At 44.9% G+C, this 23,678-nt stretch carries 21 protein-coding genes and 1 riboswitch; of the genes, 5 read left to right on the top strand and 16 right to left on the bottom strand.

Going from position 1 to position 23,678, the window contains the following annotated elements; all coding sequences use genetic code 11:
- Positions 1-3: 3 nt before the first annotated feature.
- The 5 genes from MHH50_RS02555 to MHH50_RS02535 form a co-directional block, all read right to left on the bottom strand.
- Positions 4-384, bottom strand: coding sequence for a RidA family protein (locus tag MHH50_RS02555; protein WP_036682524.1), 381 nt, complete (start codon positions 382-384; stop codon positions 4-6).
- Between the two features lie 93 nt (positions 385-477).
- Entirely contained in the window at positions 478-1,143 is a 666-nt protein-coding gene (locus MHH50_RS02550; RefSeq protein ID WP_076124502.1) for an oxidoreductase, read from the bottom strand.
- 19 nt (positions 1,144-1,162) lie between these two features.
- A complete protein-coding gene (locus MHH50_RS02545; protein ID WP_036682545.1) occupies positions 1,163-2,428 on the bottom strand; it encodes an MFS transporter in 1,266 nt (421 codons plus the stop codon).
- A 104-nt stretch (positions 2,429-2,532) separates the two neighbouring features.
- The gene (locus tag MHH50_RS02540; protein WP_076124504.1) at positions 2,533-3,945 is read right to left on the bottom strand and encodes an ATP-binding protein; all 1,413 of its coding nucleotides are present in this window, start codon (positions 3,943-3,945) and stop codon (positions 2,533-2,535) included.
- A 169-nt stretch (positions 3,946-4,114) separates the two neighbouring features.
- On the bottom strand, positions 4,115-4,318 hold the full coding sequence (locus tag MHH50_RS02535) for a CsbD family protein (RefSeq protein WP_036682530.1): 204 nt from the start codon (positions 4,316-4,318) through the stop codon (positions 4,115-4,117).
- A gap of 460 nt (positions 4,319-4,778) precedes the next feature.
- Here MHH50_RS02535 and MHH50_RS02530 point away from each other — a divergent pair, with 460 nt between their 5' ends.
- The 4 genes from MHH50_RS02530 (at position 4,779) to MHH50_RS02515 (ending at position 9,293) form a co-directional block, all read left to right on the top strand.
- Positions 4,779-5,672 carry an FMN-binding protein gene (locus MHH50_RS02530; protein ID WP_076124505.1) on the top strand — a complete coding sequence of 298 codons (894 nt, stop codon included), beginning with the start codon at positions 4,779-4,781 and terminating at the stop codon, positions 5,670-5,672.
- Between the two features lie 48 nt (positions 5,673-5,720).
- A complete protein-coding gene (locus tag MHH50_RS02525; RefSeq protein ID WP_076124507.1) occupies positions 5,721-7,601 on the top strand; it encodes an FAD-dependent oxidoreductase in 1,881 nt (626 codons plus the stop codon).
- 245 nt (positions 7,602-7,846) lie between these two features.
- On the top strand, positions 7,847-8,296 hold the full coding sequence (locus tag MHH50_RS02520; RefSeq protein ID WP_076124508.1) for a hypothetical protein: 450 nt from the start codon (positions 7,847-7,849) through the stop codon (positions 8,294-8,296).
- A 16-nt stretch (positions 8,297-8,312) separates the two neighbouring features.
- Positions 8,313-9,293 (top strand): polyprenyl synthetase family protein, encoded by a 981-nt coding sequence (locus MHH50_RS02515; protein ID WP_076124510.1) that lies wholly within the window; start codon positions 8,313-8,315, stop codon positions 9,291-9,293.
- A gap of 569 nt (positions 9,294-9,862) precedes the next feature.
- Here MHH50_RS02515 and MHH50_RS02510 read toward each other — a convergent pair.
- From MHH50_RS02510 to MHH50_RS02465, 10 genes are all read right to left on the bottom strand, one after another.
- Positions 9,863-10,747, bottom strand: coding sequence for a UbiA-like polyprenyltransferase (locus MHH50_RS02510; protein WP_076179740.1), 885 nt, complete (start codon positions 10,745-10,747; stop codon positions 9,863-9,865).
- Between the two features lie 38 nt (positions 10,748-10,785).
- Positions 10,786-12,072, bottom strand: a complete 1,287-nt coding sequence (locus tag MHH50_RS02505) for an aspartate aminotransferase family protein (RefSeq protein WP_076310507.1) — start codon at positions 12,070-12,072, stop codon at positions 10,786-10,788.
- A gap of 97 nt (positions 12,073-12,169) precedes the next feature.
- Positions 12,170-14,095, bottom strand: a complete 1,926-nt coding sequence (locus tag MHH50_RS02500; RefSeq protein WP_076310508.1) for a U32 family peptidase — start codon at positions 14,093-14,095, stop codon at positions 12,170-12,172.
- 43 nt (positions 14,096-14,138) lie between these two features.
- The gene (locus MHH50_RS02495) at positions 14,139-14,930 is read right to left on the bottom strand and encodes an energy-coupling factor transporter transmembrane component T (RefSeq protein WP_036681014.1); all 792 of its coding nucleotides are present in this window, start codon (positions 14,928-14,930) and stop codon (positions 14,139-14,141) included.
- Entirely contained in the window at positions 14,923-15,825 is a 903-nt protein-coding gene (locus MHH50_RS02490) for an energy-coupling factor transporter ATPase (protein WP_076124517.1), read from the bottom strand. The genes MHH50_RS02495 and MHH50_RS02490 overlap by 8 nt, the downstream gene beginning before the upstream one ends.
- On the bottom strand, positions 15,816-16,670 hold the full coding sequence (locus tag MHH50_RS02485) for an ATP-binding cassette domain-containing protein (RefSeq protein WP_076124518.1): 855 nt from the start codon (positions 16,668-16,670) through the stop codon (positions 15,816-15,818). The genes MHH50_RS02490 and MHH50_RS02485 overlap by 10 nt, the downstream gene beginning before the upstream one ends.
- 29 nt (positions 16,671-16,699) lie before the next feature.
- Positions 16,700-17,257 (bottom strand): Gx transporter family protein, encoded by a 558-nt coding sequence (locus MHH50_RS02480; RefSeq protein ID WP_076124520.1) that lies wholly within the window; start codon positions 17,255-17,257, stop codon positions 16,700-16,702.
- Positions 17,241-17,630, bottom strand: a complete 390-nt coding sequence (locus MHH50_RS02475) for a NusG domain II-containing protein (RefSeq protein WP_036681022.1) — start codon at positions 17,628-17,630, stop codon at positions 17,241-17,243. Before MHH50_RS02475 ends, MHH50_RS02480 begins: the two co-directional genes overlap by 17 nt.
- Before the next feature lie 819 nt (positions 17,631-18,449).
- Positions 18,450-19,385: an alpha/beta hydrolase gene (locus MHH50_RS02470; RefSeq protein WP_305953543.1), complete on the bottom strand. Its 936-nt coding sequence runs from the start codon at positions 19,383-19,385 to the stop codon at positions 18,450-18,452.
- Between the two features lie 146 nt (positions 19,386-19,531).
- Entirely contained in the window at positions 19,532-21,829 is a 2,298-nt protein-coding gene (locus MHH50_RS02465; protein WP_340033902.1) for a choice-of-anchor A family protein, read from the bottom strand.
- Between the two features lie 108 nt (positions 21,830-21,937).
- Positions 21,938-22,028: riboswitch (cyclic di-GMP riboswitch) on the bottom strand.
- 389 nt (positions 22,029-22,417) lie between these two features.
- On the opposite strand from MHH50_RS02465, the gene MHH50_RS02460 reads away from it, so the two are divergent.
- Positions 22,418-22,915 (top strand): hypothetical protein, encoded by a 498-nt coding sequence (locus MHH50_RS02460; RefSeq protein ID WP_141118591.1) that lies wholly within the window; start codon positions 22,418-22,420, stop codon positions 22,913-22,915.
- A 199-nt stretch (positions 22,916-23,114) separates the two neighbouring features.
- Here MHH50_RS02460 and MHH50_RS02455 read toward each other — a convergent pair whose 3' ends face one another.
- Positions 23,115-23,528, bottom strand: coding sequence for an ASCH domain-containing protein (locus MHH50_RS02455; RefSeq protein ID WP_076179467.1), 414 nt, complete (start codon positions 23,526-23,528; stop codon positions 23,115-23,117).
- Positions 23,529-23,678: the final 150 nt, after the last annotated feature.

Genomic DNA, 23,678 nt, shown 5'->3' with positions numbered 1-23,678 from the left:
TATTTATTTCTTACGTGCTACCGCTTCGATCTCAACAAGTCCGTCTTTGGGCAGCCGAGCAACCTCAATGGCACTGCGGGCAGGATAAGGTTCTTTAAAGAAAGTGCTGTAAACCTCGTTAACTGCTGCAAAATCATTCATATCTTTTAGGAATACGGTGGTCTTCACTACATGATCCAGTGATGCACCAGCTTCCTCAAGAATAGCTTGTACATTGCTAAGTGCTTGACGAGCTTGTTCCTGAACGCCTTCAGCCAAATTCCCTGTCTCGGGATTAAGGCCCAGTTGTCCTGAAGTGTATACCCAACTACCGGTGGTAATGGCTTGACTATAAGGACCAATGGCTCCTGGTGCTTTTGTAGTAGCTACTTGTTTTTTACTCATCTTGTTACCCCTCTCCATTAAACGCTGATCATTTATTGTCCATTGTAAGTCCTGTTCTCACCGTAATGCAAATTTATTAGCAGCCCGAAAAACTTAACGTTTTCCAATCACATGTATTACTTCATTCGTGTAGATATGCAGACCATGCGTGTCAGCAGAGGCAATGTTAACCATAGCTCTCGCCACAGTTACACCAGGTATGGCACGATATTTAGCCGCTTTGCCAACCATCACAAACTCCAGTGCTTTCATCAATCTAGCCGCGACGCGTTCTCCCAGTCTGAATTCCTCACGATGACCCAGCAGCAAGGATGGCCGAAACAAATGCAGCCCTTGAAAACCGATTTTGCTTAACGCTTCCTCTGCTCTCCCCTTAGTCCGACTGTAGAAATTGCGCGATTTGGCATCTGCCCCCATGGATGAAACAACCAAGAACTGTTTAACACCGTGATCTCTCGCAATAGCAGCAGCTGCAAGCGGATAATCCAGATCGACACGTTCGAACTGCTCTTGTGAACCTGCCTTCTTGATCGTAGTCCCGAGGCAACAGAAGATGGAATGAACGCCTTCGAACGAATCGCTATACTCCGCCAGGCTCTCCCAATCCACAACGATTTGCTTAAGCTTAGGATGTTCTAAAGCTAATGGAGTCCGTACAAGCACTCTCACCTCACCCCAACCTTCACGATTCAGCAATTCCTCCGTAACCGCTTTCCCTACTAATCCAGTAGCCCCTAATACCAACGCAATCCTTAACATGGAATAGTCCCCTTTACTTCTATTCGTCCTTTAGAATACGACGGCCCAGCAGGAAGGCAAGAGCGATCATAAGCGTTCCCACTACCAACTGCATACCGTATACTTGGGTCCATTGCGGCCAGTGGGCAATTTTTTCATACAGCTGTCCCCCAATAAGCGGACCAAAAAAGGATGATAAACCCGTAAGCGCCGCATAGGTCGCCATATACATAGGCCGTTCTTTTTTCGGCGTGTCTCCAATAATAAAATTAAAGGCCAGCTGGTTGAAACCGCCTACACCTACACCAAAAACAATATGAGCGGCAAACAACACCAACAGCATCGGCAACACAGACAAGAGTCCCCACATCAACGAGGACAAGGCAATAATCGGCAACGTAAAGAACAACAGACGTTTATTGCTATATTTTGCATTTAGATTACCCCAAACGTAGAAACTAGCCATCATAAAAAGAGTCTGGGACACATTAAGCAGTGATAACGTTTCATAATTTATATGAAGTAACTGCAACATGACATACGAGTATAGCGGAACAGTTAAATTCTGCAGCAGCAACCAGGCGGCCAGAAACAAAGTAGACTTCATAAATAAAGTATCTTTAAGCGGTTTCTTAAACATCGGTAAAAATTTATGTTCTTCCGATTTCTCGAAAGGCACGTCGGGATAAAAAAAGAATACAACGACGTTAGAGATCGCGAAGATCCACACAACAATATAAAGAATCAGAAAGCCATGGCTCCCGGGATAACGATCCAAAACGATACCCCCACCATACATCACCAGACTACCGAGTGCATTCAGGAACGTATTACGAATCCCAAAATAACGTCCACGCACACGTGCCGGAACAAGATCGCTGATCACAGAGCTCCACAGCACACCACCCGCCGTATTGGCAATAAAAGCAGTAGTATATAAGGCTATAAAAGCCATGACCCAATACTCTTTAGGAAAAATAAACGGAATTAGCCCCGTAGAACTCCAAAGTATCCTATGCAGGCCGATAAAAGTAACCATAGCCCATTTGCGGCTTGGCAGCTTCTGAATCAAAAAAGCTACCCCGATCTGCATCACGTTAACCAAAGTGGTAAGCGCTAGCACAAATCCAATTTGACTTGAAGTGGCTCCTAAATATAGCAGGAATCCTGTTAGAAACTGCCCTTGCAGCAGGACCTGGAAAATGGTCGATGGCACACCTTCCCAGGTAGCAATGCGCAAATTCCTGCGATGTACTGAGGTTTTACGGACACGCTTTGAACTAGTAACTGTGTGCTTAGTTTCCATGTTGTTCATAGAAAGGGGTAACACTCCTTTGATGCGGCATTTGCTTCATTCTACTCCGCATCAATCTACTGTCAATACGCCAAATTAACAAATAATATTGGAGCTTACTCTTCTATGAATTCGAGGGGTAAATAAAGCGAAAAACGACTCCCTTTACCCTCCTCACTTTCTAAAGTAATGAACCCTCCGAGCAGTCTGGCCAAATCATTACTAATAGAAAGTCCTAATCCTGTTCCGCCATATTTTCGACTAATTGTTCTATCCGCCTGTTGGAAGGCTTCAAAGATCATGGCATGCTTCTCTGGTGCAATACCTATCCCACTATCTTCTACCTCAAATACAATCCAATGCTTCACAATAGCTCTTTCCCCACGTTCCTCTTGACGAATACGGAGTGCGACATGGCCAGACTTTGTAAATTTAAAAGCATTAGAGAGCAAATTACGCAGGATCTGCTGAATCCGCTGTGGATCGGAATGAATCATTTGCGGGATGTTTTCTTCCATAGCAATAGTAAATTCTAATTCCTTTTGTTTAGCCGTGACAGCGAATTGCATAGCCAGGATCTCTGGGATCTCAATAACACTTAAATCTTCATTTATAATATCCAATCGACCTGCTTCCACTTTGGACAGATCTAATATATCGCCAATTATCATCAATAATTCTTCACCAGAACGGCGAATAATGGCTGCATACTCACTCATTTCTGCTTCCGTAAGAGAATTATCATTGTCTTCAATTAATTGCGATAAATTAATGATGCTATTCAGTGGTGTTCGAAGCTCATGAGACATATTGGCCAGAAATTCGGATTTAAATTGCGAAGCCATCATTAACTGATCGGCACGTTCTTCAAGCGCTATCTTATTCTTATGCAGCTCCTCCGTCTGGGCGGACAGTTGTTCATTAGCACGCTGAATCTGCACATTCCGTAAGAGTCCTAATTGAAAGTCACGAATAATTAAGGAGAATAGAACACTTAGAATCAACCCCGCAGGGAAAGTAATCGGCATAATCTCTCTTATGTACTCTGGGGCGGGAATCACACCAAACACCATAATGTTGATTGCATTCATTACATTTACGACTAGAATCACGATCAAACCTTTGTTCACTATGCATAAGCTAGATCGTCTGACCCAGTAGCTAAGCGCAGCACAAATAAATCCTAGAATGGACAAATTAATTGTACCAGCCATTGCTGCCTCATTTACTCCAAAAGTTAACCGTGTAAGACCTGTTCCTATACCAATCAAAACAAGAATGAAAGGATGCGGATAAGCCAGCGTTGAAATAATAAGTGGCACAAAACGTAAATCAAAAATCACATGCTCATCCAGCCTATATCCAAAAAGAGTACTAATCCACCCGGCAAAGATGGCTAGTAATACCCAGCTTACTTTCTTTATTCTTACACTTGCATTTGAAATGGTGCTTTTATATATAAGATTAGCCAAATAGGCTACAGCTATTAGCATCGCGGTGTTTCCAAAAAATATTTTAAGATAACCCATAGATTCACTCCCACCTTGGCAAAATAAATTACAACTTTCATCTCATAATACTACCATACTAAAGCCCTATTCGATAACTAACCGCCCACGGACGCAGAAGAAGAGCGCAAATCAGATGCGATTTGCGCTCTTCTTCTGGAATTTTATTATAGACGTCATTAGTAACGAATTAATCGCGGTAGGAACGTCCCCAAGTTTGGTACTCTTTTTCCGCGTCTTCTTTCGTGTGTCCATAACGTTCTTGTAGTTTACCTACTAATTTATCCTTTTCACCATCAATTACGTCAAGATCATCATCTGTAAGCTTGCCCCATTGCTTCTTGGCCTCGCCTTTGAGCTGTTTCCATTTCCCTTTAAATACATTGTTGTCCATTATTAGCTCATCTCCTTAGCTGAATTAATTAGGGTAGGATCGTTATCCCGTGTTACCTTTACTTACCCTTCCCCATTCGCTATGAATCTTTCCGCCATTCATGGCATTAGCAAATTAAGTCGTATTCTGTCACATATATTTTTTAATTTATGTATTCAAATCTTTTAAAATTTGATATAATCCAGATATAAATTAAATATTTAATTTTTTAAGTGATTTATTTCACAAATGTTTTCCTATTCCATATGCTAGAATGCCATCGGAGATAAAACAACATCATTAAATTTTTTTCTAATCTATGCCGATATAAGTCATGATACTGTTACAAACGGGTAATGAGGTATGAGATTAAAGTGACAAATATCATTTATAAAGTGATTTTTATCACTTCGCTCGACTATTAAAATGTTTTACATTTTAATATATATATTTTAAACTATATTTTTGGAGGTCATTTGAAATGAAAAAAGCTTCTGTTATCTTGTCGAGCGCACTTATCCTTGGATTGCTCGCAGGTTGTGGTAACAACACAGACAACGCCGCAGCCCCTACTAACGCACCAGCTGAAACAACTGCTCCTGCAACAAATTCCGGTAACGCTGGAACTGAAGCTGGACAGTACAAAGACGGAGTTTACTACGGTACTGCTGACGTTGATGCTAAAACTGGCTGGCAATATTTCGCACTCTTAACTGTAGAAGGTGGAAAGATCACTAAAGCTGACTGGGATGCCTTTAACGTTAACACTGCAGGCGACCTGAAGAAAAAGGTTTCTGAAGATGGTAAATATGGCATGAAAGCTGGCGGTGCTTCTTCTGAATGGCACGAGCAAGCAGCTAAAGCTGAAGAATTCCTGATCGAAAAACAAGATCCAGCAGCTATAACTTTTGATGCTGAGGGGAAAACTGATGCCATCTCTGGTGTATCCGTACACGTATCTGACTTTGTAAAAGCTGCTCAAGCTGCTCTTGCTGCTGGTCCAGTAGAAGCTGGTCAATATAAAGACGGAGGCTACCATGCTGAAGGCGAAATGGACGCTGAATCCGGTTGGAAATCCACTGTTGACCTGACTGTTGCTAACGGTAATGTTGTAGCTGTTAAATTCAGTGGTTTGAATGCTGCTGGCGATGACAAGAAGCAATTCTCCGTTGATGGTAAATATGGTATGAAAGCTGGCGGCGCTTCTGCTGAATGGCATGAAGAAATCGCTTTGGCTGAAAAATACTTCCTTGAAAACAAAGGTACTGCTCCAACGCTTGATGCTGAAGGCAAAACTGATGCAATTTCCGGCGTGAGTATTCATGTTGGTGAATATTTTACACTTGCAGAAAAAGCACTCGAAGGCGCGAAATAATTTCGCAGGACCTTCTGCAGCTAATCAGACGAATGAGGTGAATTTCTCTTGAAGAAAATAGTCATTTTGGGCGGCGGCTACGGCGGCGTACTCACGGCTAAGAAACTGGCAAAGAAATTTAAGAAAAACAAAGATGTTGAAATTACACTGATCGACCGGAATCCATATCACACTCTATTGACTGAGCTGCATGAGGTTGCCGCGAACCGTGCTCCAGAGGATTCAATCAAGATCGATCTTAAGAAAATTTTTGCGGGCCTTAAAGTAGATGTTGTTCTTGATGAGATCAGCAATATCGATTTCAAAAGCAGAAAACTTAAGTCCGATAAAGCTACCTACGCTTACGATTACCTTGTAATCGGCACAGGTAGCAAACCAACCTTCTTCGGTATTCCAGGCGCAGAAGAAAACACCTTCTCCTTCTGGTCTTACGATGATGCGGTAGCATTGAAACGCCAAATCCGCGATATGTATACCAAAGCGGCTATGGAGAAAAATCCAGCTGTACGCCGTGCTATGCTGACCTTCGTTATTATCGGTGCCGGCTTTACTGGTGTCGAGCTGGTTGGTGAAATGGCTGAACAACGCGAGGAATTATGCAAGGAGTTCTTTATCGACCCATCCGAAGTAAGACTGATTGTGGCTGATATGGCTCCGAAGATTCTGCCTATCCTTCCAGATAAGCTGATTCAAAAAGCTGAAGCTCGCCTTCGTAAGCTGAACGTGGAAATCGTTACTGGCGCTAAAATCACCGAAGTAGGCAATGGTAGTGTTGCCCTTGGTGAGAAAAACGTTGTCGATTCCCAAACAATTGTTTGGACTGCTGGTGTTGAAGGCTCCGAAATCGTTGGTGGACTTGAAGTTCAACAACAAGGCCGCAAACGGATTGTTACGAATGAGAACCTGGAAAGTGTAGATCATAAGAACGTCTACGTAGTAGGGGACAACATTTTCTACATTCCTGAAGGTGAAACTCGTCCTGTACCACAAATGGTTGAGAACGCTGAACAAGCCGCTCCGATTGTTGCTGGCAACATTGCCGCCGACATTCAGAACACTGCTAAAAAAGCTTACAAACCAGGTTTCCACGGTACAATGGTCTCCATTGGTAGCCGCTACGGCGTAGCTAACGTTGGTCTGCCAGGTAAGTTCTTTATGCTTACTGGATTCATGGCAATGCTATCCAAACACTTTATTAATATGTTCTACCTGTCTCAGGTTGTCGGATTCAATAAAGTATGGACATATATGATGCATGAATTCTTCCATGTTGAGAACCGCAAGAGCTTCTTGGGTGGTCACTTCTCCAAACGTTCACCTAATTTCTGGCTCGTTCCACTTCGTGTTCTACTTGGGGGTATGTGGTTATACGAAGGTATTGAGAAGATCCAAAAGATTTGGAAAGATCCAGATAAGATTTTCTTGATTCCAGCTGCTCCTTTTGCAACGGATGCTTCATCAGCAGCCAGTGTTGCAGTAGATGCAGTTAAAGACACCGTAGATGCACAATCTGCAGCTTCAGCAGTATCCACTGCAAAAGAAGCAGTTGAAGCGTTGCCTGTACCTAACTTCGTATACAACATTACAAACTGGTTCATGGATTTGATGTTCTACAACAACGACGGAAGTTATACTTTCCTCGCGAAATGGTTCCAAATCGGTATGGTATGTGCAGAAATCGTCTTCGGTATTATGCTCATCGTTGGTCTCTTCACAGCACTTGCTTCTATAGCAACCGTAGGCATGTCGGTCATGATTTGGTCAACCAAAATGGCCTCGACAGAAATGTTATGGTACGTTGCTGCTGGTATTGCCTGCATCGGCGGATCGGGAAGCACACTTGGTCTAGACTACTATGTACTTCCTTGGCTTAAGAAACAGTGGAAGAGAATTCCGCTCGTCAGACGATGGTATCTATACACCGACTGATAATAAAACCCTGAATTTGTGTAATTTATCATATAGAACATATGTGCAAATTGTATTTTATTAGGGTTAAATATGGATATACTTCAGAGTAATGTGTCCCTAGGACACATTACTCTCCTTATTTACAAGAAGAAAATAACCTTCCTAATCCTAGGAAATGGTGGTTTTTTCTTGAATGAATGGTTTTGTAGGGATGATCGGGGTATGGTTTCTTCCGGCAAAACCGACAAGAAGGAGAGAATCTTGTGAACAAACAACTCATAGAAGATACCCTCCGGTTGTTGCATACTGAAATGTCACCTATTGCCGGAATTGAGCTTCAGCCCTCTCCGGCTGCATGTGAACAGCTAATCTCGGTACTGGAACGCCATGATCTGGAATACAGCCGCAAAGTCAATTTGCTGGGTATTTACACTATTCTCACTTTGGCAGCAGAGCGCCATATGGAATGTATCCCACATCATCCCGACCTTACACGCAACATTTTGGATGGAGATTATTTGTATAGCTTTTACCTGCAGTTTGCGGTGAAATGCCGTGAGCTCGACTTAGTTGCTTATCTAGCTCCTTCGATCAAAAAAATGCAGATTAGACGGTCAAATGGAGACTTCGCGGAACATGATCCAGCTACTGGAATCGAAGAGTTCTTGATTCAAGAGTGCAGACAGCGTAGTCGCACAAGCAAAGCCATTTGACAGGTGGGATCCATAAATGAAGCTGCATGAGGCCTTAAATATAGACATAAATGAAATCAACCGCGAAATCGTAAACCTTGTGACGCGTGATAAAGATGTACCTAAGAAATCTCAGCTCGCGCAAAGTGTTCTAGAGCTTATAAATTCCGGTGGTAAACGCCTTCGTCCCCTCATGGTCATTGTTGGCAGTCGGTTTGGCCGTAAGGATACCGGTCGCAGAGCGCTTCAATTAGCTGCTGCTGCTGAATTTATTCATGCCGCCTCATTAATTCATGATGATATCATTGACCGTTCTGAGTTACGGCGGGGCGTACCCGCCTTACATATTAAGACGGGGACATTGTCAGCAGTACATGTTGGTAATTACATGTCCGCTCGGGTCATCGAGCTGCTGAGCAAATATACCGGCGATAAAAACAGATACGTTCATGACTTATCCTCTGTAGCCACCGCTCAGCTGTGTCTGGGTGAATATCAGCAAATGGAACATGCTTTTGATTATGAAATTACAATGGATCAGTATTTGGAGAAATCCTTAAACAAAACCGCTCTTCTTATGGCAACCTGCTTACGGGTTGGTGCACTGTCCACTGAAAGCACCGAAGAAGTTGCCAATCTCCTTTATAATTTTGGAGAAGCCTTAGGGATGTCCTTTCAGATACAAGATGACCTGCTAGATTTCACACAGTCCGCCGATGTCCTAGGCAAACCTGCCGGTAGCGACCTGCGACATGGTCAGGTCACCCTGCCAGTGCTGTACGCCTTGCAGGACCCTAAGCTCTCGCCTGTGATCCGTGCAATCGGCCCGGATTCTTCCGACGCTGAAGTAGCACATGTGCTCACCCTAATTAACAATAGCGATGCCCTCGCTCGCGCTGAACGGGTCAGCCAGAACTATCTGGATAAAGCTGCAGCTATTGTGCAGCAGCTCTCCTCCTACCCTGCGCATGCTGATCTGGAAACGTTGCTGCAATATTTTGCGGACCGTGATCGCTAAAGCGTACGATCTAATACAAATAAAAAAGGATACCTCCCATTCACTTGGGGGTATCCTTTTTTTTTGATTTAGACACATCATTTTATTGATCTTGTCGCAATTCAACTGCTATTTTTCCGCTTCAACAGGACAAGCTAAACACGCAAACGCAGCGTAGCGCACATGAGCTAATTCAGTCATTCTACTCCATCGGATATAATTAGGGAAAACCTCCCTAAAATTAGCTAATAATCGTTCGAAAAGCACGATATTAGGGAATTGCTCCCTAATAAAGTCCACTTTAGCATGCTTTTAAGAGTAATCAGCTATATTTCAGGGAGAAATTCCCTAAAACAGAGTCAAAGGATAAAAAACTCAATAAGATTAGGGAGGTTTTCCCTAATCTTTGCATTCAACTCGTAGCTTCCCCCTTGCAGAGCGGGGACCCGAGTCAACACAAAAAAAGAAAGCTAGCGTAGCCAGCTTTCCGATCCCCTTGCCTACCCCTTTTGGGTAGGCTATTGTCTTTTGTTGTTAGTTTGAGGGCAATGTGCCAATGCTCAGCCAGCCGGCTCACCAAAGCCCGCTCCCTAACTAACATAGAAAAAATCAATCAGCGTACACAATAATATCACTATGCTGATTACCTGATTTAGATTATAAGAAGCCACCTTCATCAGCTTACGATTCGAAGGTTTTATAATCTTATGCTCGGTCATCAGGAGCAATGTAGCGATGCCAATCCCAACCAGATACACCCAGCCGAGATCCTGCCATACGTATAGAAATAATAGCAGCATAATCATAATGAAATGTAGACCTTTGGCGATACGCAGCGCATTCTCTAATCCAAAGAAGCTTGGAATAGACCATAATCCATGCCGCCGGTCAAATTCAATGTCCTGAGTGCCGTAGATAATATCAAATCCGGCAATCCAGAGCATAACTACCGTCCCGATCACAAACGGGGTAAATGCGATATTTCCGGTTACGGCAAACCATGCACCAATCGGTGCGGAAGCAATAACAAAGCCTAAATATAAATGGCTTAGAAAGGTAAAACGTTTTGTATAAGAATAAGTCGATATTAACACGATTGCTACCGGCGATAAGAGCAGGCAGAGCAAGTTCAGCATGCCTGAAGCCACAATAAAGATGGCATAATTGACAATAACAAAGACAACCACTTCTTTTTCTGCCAATAACCGTTGTGGCAAATGCCGATGTGCCGTACGAGGATTCTGTTCATCAAACGTACGGTCTGCCAGCCGATTGAATGCATTAGCGCCATTACGGGCACCGATCAATGCAATCAGACCCCAGATCATCACATGCCCTGATGGCCAGCCCCCAGCAGCCCACACCATCGAGATAATGGCAAACGGCAGCGAAAAAAGCGTATGAGAGAACATCACCAGTTCACTGAACATTTTAAGCTTTAGGCCTGCAGTTTTAAAAATGTTTAGAATAGCCATTCGTTTTCCTCTTTCTTCGCTACTTGAAATTCATTATATTAGTCATTAAGCTCCGCAAGGACTTCATTCAGGTTGTTAAGCAGCCCGTCGATATCCTCTTCCGTAATAATCATCGGCGGTTGAAAGGCTAGTACGTTGCGTCCTATGCCATTTTTGCCGATCAGGTATCCTCTGTCTTTCATCGCTTCCAGTACTTGATCTGTAAGCGCCGCAGAGCCTTCTGCATCCTCACCAGCAAGCTCCGCTCCCAACATAAGCCCAATTCCCCGTACATCCACAATAAGCGAAGGATAACGGTCTTGAAGGATCTTTAGCCCTGCTTTCAATCGTTCTCCGAGCAGCACTGAGCGTTCAGGAAGCCGTTCATCGCGAATATAATCAAGCACAGCCAGCGCCGTTGCAGCAGATACCGGATTGCCTCCAAAGGTTGAAGCCGACGGACGGTTCAGCGCGAGGGCAATCTCATCCGTTGTCGCAAAGGCTGCCACCGGAATTCCATTCCCCAGTGCCTTGGCCATACTAATAATATCGGGCACTACGTCAAAATGCTCCATAGCAAATATTTTGCCTGTACGACCAAATCCAGTTTGAATTTCATCAGCGATCAGAAGCACGCCGTATCTCTCCAGCAACATTTTGACCTCACTGAAATAGGTTGGCGTTGGCATAATCATACCACCATTGCCTTGGATTGGCTCTACGATCATTGCGGCGATAGTATTCCCCTTCTCCTCAAGCACTCGCTCCAGAGATTCCAGGGATAGTGCAGCGGCTTCCTCTAGAGATAGTTCTGGATGATATGGGCGAGGAATAAACTCAACGTCATGATCCAAGTATTTATCGGTACGCCACATCGGCAGACCTGTCACGCTCATAGTTAGATTGGTACGGCCGTGTAGACCACTTTCCAGTGCAATGAACCCCTTGCGTCCTGTATACATCCGAGCGAGCAGCAGTGCGCCTTCATTAGCCTCTGAGCCGCTGTTCACGAAAAAGGTTCGGCGTAGACCGCCTGGCATAACCTCTTCCAGACGTTCAGCCAAATCCACATTTGGCTGAGTTAAATAGATCGTAGACGTATGCTGCAGCTGCTGCAGTTGCTCAATCGTACGTTCAGTTATGGCTGGATTGCAGTGCCCACAGGCAACTACAGATACACCTGCGAAGAAATCTGTATATTGTTTGCCATTTTCATCATACACAAACTGCATCGAACCTCGCACAAGCTGAGGCGCATCGCGGTAAAAATGCTGTGTACACGGATAGAAATATTGCTTACGCTTTGCCGCTACGGCTTCTCTTCCGATGAATTCTTGTTGTTCCATGATTGATTCCCTCTCTTCTTGTGAAAATAGTAACTTATTCATAGAGTACTGTGCATTCTTCTTACTAGCAGACGGTATTTTGCCCCAAAAAATAGAATTAGTTAAATTGCAGCGAACCTAGAGTATAACCCGCATAAATGGGCTCAAGACCACCTAGCATATCATCTTTTACTTCAGTACGATTCATAGCTTGTTGATAAGAAATTATAATTTCACGCAACTGCTGAGCGCTATATGTCGCTCCTTCAATACGGAAACTAGATATGCCTAGATCAATCATCTCACCAAGCAACGGTAAATAGCAGAGCTCTTTCGCGAACAAAAGATGGCAACGGCCGTGCTGATCACGATATACCGGATTTTCACCTTTGTCTGTTTTTAGAACCAATACATTATTGTGCACATATTGATTATCCTCTTCAGCGATAGGCTCCATTACTTCAGTATTCTCATAAAGGTCATGTTCCATATACATTAGTGCAGGTGTACCATGTACAACAACTTCCAAAGGCGTGTCACAACGCGAGGCAAAGGTAGCAAAGTGCTCCAGCGTCATTTCCGGTGAAACCGAAAGCTGAGTTAAACCTAATTTTGCATATAATTGGGCTGAAAGATGATTGTAGACATTTAAACTACCATCTCCAATTAACGGATAACCTGTAGAACTGTATCTGCGAATCGCTCCCAAATTAGTAACGATTATACCGTCGATCGGCAAGCGTTCTCCACCAAGCAATTGATCATATTGATCGAAATGCAGCTCGGTCATCATGCGTGGCAACCCTAAATAGATTTTGCTATCGCCTTTTAGCTCACCAAGTTCCTTAATATCACGTTTTGTAAAAGGTCTATCCGGTTCAAATACATCCCCCGGCAAGTATAAACTATCCACACCCAGCTCCAATACTACGCGCGCCTGTTCCATATTATTCACACGTACAGCCAACTTAGCTTTTGTTGTCTTTGGTTTCTTTTCTTGCGCCAAACGTTCCCGCAATTCCTCTACACGTTTTTCAGATAGCTCACGTTCTGCGGTTGGTGTGCTAAATACTTTTCCAGTGCTATAGAATTTGCCCGTACCTTCATAACGACGGTTAATGTTAGCTAACCCTGGTTTACCAAAAGCATAAGCTGTCGAAAAGTCGCGCTTGCGGTTGTTGTACAGCTCTTTAGTATCAACCGTACGATCAAAGCCAATCGGATCATCGATATATCGGTCAATGGCTTCGCCGTAGCTATTCGCCAGCATCACCATAAAATCCTTATCACGCATACGGCCTTCTATTTTGAAGGAAGTAATGCCTGATTCAATCAATTCCGGAAGATGCTCATACATAAACATATCTTTGACAGCCAGTGGATATTCAGCAGGATATACATATCCGTCTTTTTTTACCCGATAATCCCAGCGGCAAGGCTTCATACATTTCCCCCGGTTGCTGCTCATACCAAAGACATGGGAACTGAAGTAACAATTTGCACCATGGACAGAGCACATATCCCCGTGAATAAAATATTCCAGCTCCATGCCACTCCGCTGACCAAGCAGCTTAGCTGTCTGCAGGTCCATTTCCCGCGAGGTAACTACACGAGTTACACCCAGATCACGCAGCGCATAGATCATCTCCAGGTTGTGAACATTCATCATTACGGAAGAGTGAATAGGAAGGTTAAGCTCCATCTCCCGAATAAGCTCCAACACTGCCATATCCTGAACAATCAAGGCATCTGGCCGAGCACCATCAAGGAAACACAAGTATTCTCTAGCTTCCTCCACATCTTCCTCACTAAAAAGATTATTCACAGTGATATACACTTTTTTGTCTAGACGGTGTGCGATATCAAGTGCCTCTACGATCTCTTCATGAGTAAGATTATAACCTTTACGCATCATTCTCATATTCAATACAGGTCCACCAAAATAAACTGCATCACACCGTGATTGGATCACTTCCTTGAAAATCTCAAACGTTCCTGCGGGTGCGAGTAATTCGACTTCTCTACCGTTAAAATAACGTGCCATTCAAGTTCCCTCCCAAGTTGATACTACTAATAGGGAATGAGTATTATAACAAAGCTACTGCAATTCCCATGACCACAAACATCCCAATAAAAACAGTATCGAATTTGCCCCACCTTAGGCGGTGATACCGACTGCGGGGAGCATCCATGCGAAAACCGCGGGCTTCCATGGAATACACCAGATCCTGAGCACGCCTAAAAGCACTGGCGATAATCGGGACCAGCAGGGAGACTAACATCCGTCCCTTTTCCTTCAAAGGCAGCTCTTTCAGATCGGCTCCCCTTGAGGCCTGCGCTTTCATTATGATCTGCGATTCATCTAGAATCGTAGGAATGAAACGAAGTGAAATGCTGATCATCAGCGTGATACGGTCAGGGGATAAGCCAAGCTTTTTGAAGGGTGTCAAGATCCCCTCCAGCCCTTGATTCAGCTTCCCCGGCGTTGTTGTGAAGGTCAGAAGCGCTGTAAAGGTGATAAGAAAGAACATGCGGATGACCGAAAATGCCCCTAATCTTAGCCCTCCCTCATAGATAGACCAGGAACCAAGAGTCAGCACTACCTCCCCTGTCTTTACAGACACCACCTGCACAATAAAGATAAACAACATTAAATAACGTAAAGGCTTAGCTGCTTTCAGGAAGTATTTAAGCGGAATCCGCGTTGAAGCCATAACGGCTATCGAAAAAATAGCCAGCACAGCCATGGCCATCCACGAACGTGAGAGCAGGATAACAGCTACGTATAATAGCATGCCAGTGATTTTGGCACGAGCATCCAGTTTGTGCACCCACGAACCGGTCTCAATACTCCTACCTAAGATCAGTTTCTCATTCATGGTCATCCCTCTTTCCATCGGGCTTACCAGTGCTTATTGATTCCGCTGGCAGCGAAGCTATAAGCTCTGCCAGACTCTCAGCCGTCAAGCGGGGGGCTTCATCCACAAGACCTAAATGATCAGCAACTGCACGCCAGTAACGAAGGGACTGCGGAACCGTCAAACCACACTGTTCCAGAATTGAAGGATCATCTGCAAGCGCCTTTACACTGCCCTGAAACGCCGTGCTGCCCTCTTTAAGTACAACCCAGCTGTCTGCATAGGGCAATAACTCATCCATCCGATGCGTGACGATAATGATCGTTCTGCCCTGCTCACGACATAATCTCTCCAGCAAGCTGATTAACTCTGCACGGCTAATGGGATCAAGCGTTGCCGTGGGCTCATCCAGAACGATGACCTCAGGGTCCATAGCTAGCACGGAAGCGATAGCCGCCTTACGCATTTGTCCACCGCTCAATTGGAAAGGATTCCGCTCTAGCAGTGCGAGATCCAGCCCCATATCTGACATGGCCTGACGTGCACGTGACTTTGCCTCTTCGAGACTCATGCCGAAATTAAGGGGACCGAAAATGAGATCCTTCTCGACCGTATCTTCGAACATCTGCTGCTCCGGAAATTGAAATACCAATCCGACTCGGCGGCGCAGTGGCATTAGCTTAGGTGACTTCTCACCAGCCTGAATAGTTACATCAAGCACTTTTACCGTACCCTCGGTTGGTTTCAGTATCCCGTTAAACAATTGCAGCAGCGTCGATTTACCTGAGCCCGTCGCCCCCGCAATACCAACCATCGAGCCAATGGGTACACTGAGGTTAATGTCCCGGAGCGCCGTCAGCTTCCAGAGGCTTCGGTCAGCGTAGGTGTAACTTACTTGCTGTAATTCTATGGCCATAACGTGTCTATAAGCTCCTTTTCACTGGTCGGAACATCCACATGAATACCCTGGTTCTGCAGCTCGCGTGCAAGGCGCCAAGGATAAGGTTCACGCAGATGGCATTTTTCCAGAAGCTCCTCGTTCCGGAACAACTCCGCCGGTGTAACATCTGCAGCCAAACCACCTCCATGCAGCGCAAGCACCCGATCCGATGCCAAAATCTCATCTGCATCATGTGTAATCATGAGGATCGTGTACTTCCCTTCTGCCCGCATATCCTGCAGAATACCGAGAAGGTCATTTCTGCTTCCTTCATCCAACATAGAAGAGGCCTCGTCAAAAATGACGATGCCTGGTTCCATAGCAAGAATGGAAGCGATAGCAACACGCTGCTTTTGACCTCCCGACAGCTCACCCGGATGCTTGGACAACAGATGATTTATTCCTAGTCTCGTCGTATAGGAGCGCAAACGTTCAGCCATCTCTTCGTACGGCAAACAAAGCCCTTCCAGGCCGAATAGGATATCTTCCTCTACAGTGGCTCCAATAAACTGATTATCCGGATTTTGGAACACCATTCCGATACATTGCCGAATGCTTCCGATCGTTTCCTCACTAAGCAGCATGCCACTAACCACAATCTCACCAGCCCCCTTAGGCAGCAGAGCATTGAGCAGCTTGACCAACGTAGACTTCCCGCAGCCATTAGGACCAACCAAGCTGACCCATTGTCCTTGAGAGATAGATAACGTTATATTTTGAAGAATCGGATGCTCGGGATCATAGCCAAACGATACCCCATCCAGAGAGATGACTGCTTGTCCCTCTCCCTCTAAGTCTTGACCTTCGTATGATTCATTCATGTTAGTCATCCTTCCGCTGATGTGACTAATCAGTCCAAAAATTCTTCAAACAGCGATATTTTTGACAATGACGCCACCAAATAACGGACTGCATAGCCCACGGCAATTCCTGTTACTACCCCAGTGATCAGCAGCATGGGAAGATAATAAAAAATACTAAGTGATGCAAATACCATAGAAGCTGCCAGCAGCTGACCGATATTATGCGCAATCCCACCGGCTATACTAATTCCGATCAAGCTTATACTCTTACCTTTGCCACTAATCAGCATCAGCACAAACATAACAACAAAGCTAAAAAGTGAACCAAATAAACTAAACAGCAAGCTTGAGAAGGTACCTAGCAGAAATGCAGTAAGCAGTGTTTTGAGGATGACAAGCAGCAAAGCATCCCGTCCACGTAAAAAGTAAATACAAGTCAAAATCATAATGTTGGCCAGTCCGAGCTTAGCACCCGGCACCAGTCCCATTCCGGATAACGGAATCTGTGCCTCTATTAAACTTAACACTACTGCCACTGCGGCGAAAATCGCAATAATCACTGTTCTTTTTAAAGCTGTTGCAGATTCACTACTGGACATAGGCATCTATATCATCCTCCCCCGACGCACTGGTGATTTCGACTAATACTCTATGCGGTAGACAGACAATCGTCTGTTTGGGCAGGGTAATAAAACCAAAACCTAGGCAAACTTTATCAGCGCAATCGGCATCGTACATTTCAATCCCGTAATCATGCACCTTCAAAATGTTATAGCCGCGTTCCGTGCGGACCTCAATGGTTTGTTCTTCTTTTGTAAGCTTTACCGTTTTAAATAACTCACCGTCCACCGTTACATTGGCTATGAGATTTTTACCGGCCCCACCTTTGTCATCATTGTCCGAAAACCATCTCGGTACGAGAAAAGCGAGCGCAGCAATCAATACGATGGAAATCAGCCACACATCTGCGCGTTTCATAAAAATCTCCCTTATTTTTTAATTAAAATCCAGACTTATTAATTATAACGGTCTACCCTCAATCCTTCAATCAATGTTGGAGTTTATTGTCAGTTTTAGAGAGCTGTTCACAAAATAGGCACGCAAAATAACCCCAGCAGACACAACCCATTCGTCTCTGGCATTTTCAGTTGAAGTTTGTAGCGTTTGCAAAAATATCCAACTTACATTTTAGCCCATTTGCACCGAGATCGCCCATCTCCTCTGGTTTACTAGCTTTTCCGGAATAATTCACAATTAACCCAATTTAAGTTACTTTCAAAATCTAAGCGCCCCTTATCGAGGTTTGTTCCTCTCTAGAATCAAATAAACCTTATCTTGGAATTCATTATTATATTTGCCTTTTAAACAATAGTGTGTTATATTTATATGGTATTTGTTTTTCGATATATTGAATATCCCCACCAAGAAGATGTCAGGCCGACTATTATACACATCGGCATTTTGGACAAAGAGGCTTTATGTTTTCTTGCAGTACTCTTCCTTTTTATGAGATTAAATTCGAAATATAGCATTCCGATTCACACTGGCGCGGTCAATGGAGCCGCAAGGGCAAAAGAGAGGTAGGGCTTTTGTCGTATTGGAAGGATTATTCTCGCCACACGGCTGCTGGAAATAACAAGGAATTAAGACACCCGTTACTCACGAACGGCGGGGGATGAATATAACGAGAAAGCATGACGGTACGATCCTTATTCAAGGACTACGTCATGTGTGGAAAAATATAGGCGCCCGATAACCGCTACCTAGCGGATATCGGGCGCTGTCTACGTTCAGGACTTATTTTACATATCGACTTACAAAAGCTGTTACTACATCTATATACCCCGCCTTATCCGTATCATAAGACAATCCATGCCCCGCTTGCGGTACTATGAGCCTCTCTTTTGGACTCTGGCATGCCTCATACAATTCATTCATCATAGCAAAAGGTACAAAGTTATCCGCATCCCCATGAATAAAAAGAATCGGAGCCTTCGCTTTCCGCACTTGTTTTAATGCAGAGGCTTCACCAAAGCCATACCCCGCCTTCAAGCGGGTGATTAGACTTGCACTTTGAACGAAAGGGAAACTTGGCAAGCGATACATTCGTCGTAGTTGGTAAGATAATTGTGCTTTTACTGAGGTATAAGCGCAGTCCGCAACAATAGCTTTTACCTGCGGCGGAAGATCTTCCCCTGAGGTCATTAGCACTGTAGCACCACCCATAGAGACACCGTGAAGCACAATTTGAGCACTAGGCCCAGTCTTTTTAATCATGTATTCAATCCATTGCAAATAATCTTTTCGTTCCGGCCAACCAAAACCAATGTAATCCCCTGCGCTATCTCCATGCCCTCTTGCATCGGGAATTAGGATGTTAAAGCCTAAGTTCTCGTAGTAGATTTTGGCGTACGCCCCCATATCCTTTGCTTTACCTGAATAACCGTGGGCTAGAATGGCTGTGCGTCCCGCAGCACGATTAGATTGGAGTAAGTAACCTCTTAATTTAAGTCCATCTGCAGATACGATCTCAATATTCTCGAAGCTCTGGCGAGAGACCCAATCCTTCCCCTCCCCCCAAGAAGCTCCGGCAACCGGAGGATCAGCCTTCAGATTAGGATTATTACTTAGAAATACCTTTGGCGCTCGTTTAATAGCAATACCATAGAAGAAAAATCCCACATAGATTAGAATCCCTATGATGATTACAGCGCTAATAATGAACCATATCAATTCGCCTTCGCCATCCCCTCTTCATTTCTTTTCCAACAAGAGTATACCATCTACTTAGAATGCACCAAACTATCGCAATCATGACATACAAATAGAGCCGCCATCGGAACACTCCCGAAAGCGACTCTATGTTGATCTACCCTTTATTATTTATTCTTTTTGGAGAACTTGGTTCTCATTAATAATCCGATAAGTGCAAAACCTAAACCTGCTACGTAGTAAGGTGCAGGACTTGATTCACCCGTTTTTGGCAATTCCTTCACAGGTGGCTTTCCTAATGGGATCGTATCGTCCACTACGATGATTTCATCAGGTGTTGGTGTTGGCGTTGGTGTCACTGCCGGTACCGGACCTAATGGGATCTCATCATCATCAACAAGTACTTCTGTGCTATTCGACGGTGTTGGTACTGGCGCTGGTGTCGGCGAAGCTACAGGCCCAAGCGGCACGGGATCTTCTGCAAGAACTATAGTGCCAATTACGGATGATGGCGTTGGTGTCGGGAACACAGAAGTCTCTGGTGTCGACGTTGGTGTTACCTCTGGCGTTACCGTCGGTGTTGGTGTTGCTTCAGGCGTTACCGTCGGTGTCGGTGTTGCCTCTGGTGTTACCGTCGGTGTTGGTGTTGCCTCAGGCGTTACCGTCGGTGTCGGTGTTGCCTCAGGCGTTACCGTCGGTGTTGGTGTTGCCTCAGGCGTTACCGTCGGCGATGGCGTTGGCGTCGCCTCAGGTGTTACCGTCGGCGTTGGTGTCGGTGTTGGCGTTGGCGTCACTGTCGGCGTCGGTGTTGGTGTCGGCGTTGGTGTCACTGTCGGCGTTGGTGTCGGCGTCGGCGTTGGCGTTGGTGTCGGCGTCAGCGTTGGCGTTGGTGTCGGCGTTGGTGTCGGCGTCGGCGTTGGCGTTGGTGTCGGTGTTGGCGTCACTGTCGGCGTTGGTGTCACTGTTGGCGTTGGTGTTGGTGTCACTGTCGGCGTTGGTGTTGGTGTCACTGTCGGCGTTGGTGTCGGCGTCGGCGTTGGCGTTGGTGTCGGCGTTGGTGTCGGTGTTGGTGTCGGTGTTGGCGTCACTGTCGGCGTTGGTGTCGGTGTTGGCGTCACTGTCGGCGTTGGTGTCACTGTCGGCGTCGGCGTTGGTGTCACTGTCGGCGTCGGCGTTGGTGTCACTGTCGGCGTCGGCGTTGGTGTTGGTGTCACTGTCGGCGTTGGTGTCGGTGTTGGTGTCGGTGTTGGCGTCACTGTCGGCGTTGGTGTCGGTGTTGGTGTCACTGTTGGCGTTGGCGTCGGTGTCACTGTCGGCGTCGGCGTTGGCGTCGGTGTTGGTGTCGGTGTTGGCGTCACTGTCGGCGTTGGTGTCGGTGTTGGCGTCACTGTCGGCGTTGGTGTCACTGTTGGTGTTGGCGTCGGTGTCACTGTCGGCGTTGGCGTCACTGTCGGCGTTGGTGTCGGCGTCGGCGTTGGTGTCACTGTCGGCGTCGGACATGGTGTTGGCGTCGGTGTCGGCGTTGGTGTCACTGTCGGCGTCGGCGTTGGTGTCACTGTTGGTGTCGGCGTCACTGTCGGCGTTGGTGTCGGCGTTGGTCCGGGTTCATCACCATCGTATGGATAGTGGTGAAATTCACCACCACCAGTACCTTTGAGTGAAGCCGCCACTAAAGTACCGTTAATCTGACCATTAATAAAATCAACATGAGCATAGGGGGCAAGTATGCTTCCCATTACACCTATGCCTGCCATATCAAGATACGCAGCTTGGCTAAAGTTAAGCAAAATTTTCTTGCTGTTCAACACGTTATTAGGTAGAAATCCGAAGTTTTTCATTTTTACGTTAGAACCATCAATATTAATAATTGCAGTAGATCCTGAAGGAACATTTATTGTAATTCCGTAGGTATTAGAGACGTTATCTCCTGAAACATTAAAAACATTGACCGCAGGATCTGTACCTGTCAGGGTAAGGCTGCCATATTGGTACACTGTTGTTCCATTCGCCGGCAATGCTGCAAGTTCTGCTGATTTGTCCTTCAAAGACTGACCTACGGCTGAAAAGTCAATCGTACTCCCCTGTCTTTTTGTACCACCCTTGAGGAGCGTTACATTCCCTGAAAAATCTCCCCCGTGCACGATATTCCCATAAACAGTACCTCCGTTGAAAGTAAGATTCCCTCCAACAACAAGTGTGTCAGTCAGGGAAACCTCTGCAGCGGTCAACCTATCTCCAACACTATAGTTGGTTAAGTTAACGTTACCTCCAGCAGCAAACCTTCCTTCCGTATCCGAAACTGTTGTTATATCCCCTAGAATAAACACGTTGTAGACCGCTGCAATTCCCAATGTAGAAGAACTACTAGCTCCAGCAACTCCAGCTCCCAATGAGGAAAGCCCACTACCTACCGTCAAAATCCCAGCTAATACAAGCGAGAGTAACGGTTTTATTCTTCTTTTCAAATGGCACACCTCCTAAAACTATGATTTATATTAATCAGAATAATTACCAGAAACTCTAAAGGACCTAACAACAAAAAAGACCGCCAAAAAGAAGTGGAATTCCCTTCTCATGGCAGTCGGACGGTCATTGTGCCTTTAAGACACTTTAGACTCCTGGACTTTGCGTCCCGCCCTTTCAGACGGTTTGCTATTATCATGACTATATATATGTATTACACTGCAAGTCCAGAACTGGTAGCTGAAGCATTCTATCCAATAACAGTCTATGACTTTTAATACTTTTGAATTAATAACAGTTTAGCTCCCGACACCCACAATTGTCAATCAATTCCTTTCGATAATTCCCCGCATTAGTACCACACAAAAAAAGCGCCTAAAGGCGCTTCGCATAAGGTTTTTCATTAAATTTTAAAGTAACTGTATATAGCCCAATATGGATATCCATAAGGGAACACTCAGAATTAAACCAAAAAACAATCCACGCTGGAGGCTGCCCTCTTTTTCCATCATAATTCTCCTTTATGTGCGTTAGATACATTAATTTTTATTATTACAATTTTAATATAATTTATTCTTCGTTATTTAGTTGTGAATTTAATCACATTGGATAAGCTGTTTAGAAATACCATTGATTATTTTTGGAATATCGGGGTAGAATACGAATATACGTTCCTATTAGAGGTGATGAGATTCATGCATAGAGCAGAAAGCAGGGACAACATGCTGGTGAAATCTTATTTATTGCTTCCGATGATTTTATCAGCTTTCGAACGGGACTCCGCCATTTTATCTACACACTTACGAACACCCGCCCCTTATCTGGAGGTTCTTGGAACAGCTGCTGCAGTAGCTACAACAGATCTAAGGGATGTTCGTGCAGAAATGAGAAGACGGGGAATCAAGGTGTATGAGCAAAACAGACTTAATACGGGAATTGAAGCCAAGTATATATGTCGTGGCTATCATGAACGAATGCTGCTGTTGAATGACATTGTTGCGGCTCAAGCTGCCATCCATATGCGCAGATACCTAGGGCTGGATATTTCATCTTTTAAGAGTTACGAAGAACAGTACCAGATTAAGTAAAGCTGTATAGAAGCCGCTGCGCTCTCTCCCCCCAATCAATTAGTGAACAAAAAAATAGGCCTTACCATGGGAGTTGGCAAGACCTGAGAGAGATATACCACAAAACACTGGGGGGTGTTTGGTGTCTCTAATATATACCTCGAACCTGAAAAATAGCTGATAGGCACATAAAAATTACATTAAAAATATTGTTCGCCGTTCAGAAGTGATTAGAGTGCTCCCACAAGCTTAGCCGACCTTTAGCTGGAATTGGATGGCTTAATGGATGAACCCCTTCAAGCTTCCAGGCAAACCGTCCTTCACTATAGTCGCCAAAATCATATTCGTTCCCATTGATCCATTCCCTTAAATCCACCTCTGGAGTAACCACATAACATCCCGCGAGCTGACCTGTAGCAATAATAGCTCCTGTCGGCAAATTATTCGCTGTATAGCCATGTTTCGCCAATACTGATTTGTACGGTTCCTGTTCACAAATCTTTTTGTCAATCCTCATTCCGGCATGGATGCCTAACTCGCCGCGGTAGGCTGTTCTCCATGAACGAGTTTCAAACTCTTTTTCACCAAGAGCAATTAAGGTCGCCCAAGGCTGCCGTATTGTTATACACCGCATGATATTTATCCCCTTTGTTTATGTTGGACGTTTGTCACGGATGCCACGGATCTCGATCTCGCGTTGTGTAATCTTGCTCACCTTGACCTGATAAATAATCCCAACCGTTTGGTCGATACTCATTTCCATCATTGATCGCCTCTAAAATAA

It is taken from the genome of Paenibacillus sp. FSL H3-0302 (assembly GCF_037982245.1).
Classification (GTDB): domain Bacteria; phylum Bacillota; class Bacilli; order Paenibacillales; family Paenibacillaceae; genus Paenibacillus_AQ; species Paenibacillus_AQ odorifer.
The sequence above is the reverse complement of the archived record's forward strand: the minus strand, read 5'-3'. Positions and strand labels throughout refer to the sequence as shown.

Excerpts from the sequence above, each read along its gene's own strand:
- MHH50_RS02555 (WP_036682524.1), bottom strand. The coding sequence starts at position 384 with ATGAGTAAAAAACAAGTAGCTACTACAAAAGCACCAGGAGCCATTGGT.
- MHH50_RS02550 (WP_076124502.1), bottom strand. The coding sequence starts at position 1,143 with ATGTTAAGGATTGCGTTGGTATTAGGGGCTACTGGATTAGTAGGGAAA.
- MHH50_RS02545 (WP_036682545.1), bottom strand. The coding sequence starts at position 2,428 with ATGGAAACTAAGCACACAGTTACTAGTTCAAAGCGTGTCCGTAAAACC.
- MHH50_RS02540 (WP_076124504.1), bottom strand. The coding sequence starts at position 3,945 with ATGGGTTATCTTAAAATATTTTTTGGAAACACCGCGATGCTAATAGCT.
- MHH50_RS02535 (WP_036682530.1), bottom strand. The coding sequence starts at position 4,318 with ATGGACAACAATGTATTTAAAGGGAAATGGAAACAGCTCAAAGGCGAG.
- MHH50_RS02530 (WP_076124505.1), top strand. The coding sequence starts at position 4,779 with ATGAAAAAAGCTTCTGTTATCTTGTCGAGCGCACTTATCCTTGGATTG.
- MHH50_RS02515 (WP_076124510.1), top strand. The coding sequence starts at position 8,313 with ATGAAGCTGCATGAGGCCTTAAATATAGACATAAATGAAATCAACCGC.
- MHH50_RS02510 (WP_076179740.1), bottom strand. The coding sequence starts at position 10,747 with ATGGCTATTCTAAACATTTTTAAAACTGCAGGCCTAAAGCTTAAAATG.
- MHH50_RS02505 (WP_076310507.1), bottom strand. The coding sequence starts at position 12,072 with ATGGAACAACAAGAATTCATCGGAAGAGAAGCCGTAGCGGCAAAGCGT.
- MHH50_RS02500 (WP_076310508.1), bottom strand. The coding sequence starts at position 14,095 with ATGGCACGTTATTTTAACGGTAGAGAAGTCGAATTACTCGCACCCGCA.
- MHH50_RS02495 (WP_036681014.1), bottom strand. The coding sequence starts at position 14,930 with ATGAATGAGAAACTGATCTTAGGTAGGAGTATTGAGACCGGTTCGTGG.
- MHH50_RS02490 (WP_076124517.1), bottom strand. The coding sequence starts at position 15,825 with ATGGCCATAGAATTACAGCAAGTAAGTTACACCTACGCTGACCGAAGC.
- MHH50_RS02485 (WP_076124518.1), bottom strand. The coding sequence starts at position 16,670 with ATGAATGAATCATACGAAGGTCAAGACTTAGAGGGAGAGGGACAAGCA.
- MHH50_RS02480 (WP_076124520.1), bottom strand. The coding sequence starts at position 17,257 with ATGCCTATGTCCAGTAGTGAATCTGCAACAGCTTTAAAAAGAACAGTG.
- MHH50_RS02475 (WP_036681022.1), bottom strand. The coding sequence starts at position 17,630 with ATGAAACGCGCAGATGTGTGGCTGATTTCCATCGTATTGATTGCTGCG.
- MHH50_RS02455 (WP_076179467.1), bottom strand. The coding sequence starts at position 23,528 with ATGCGGTGTATAACAATACGGCAGCCTTGGGCGACCTTAATTGCTCTT.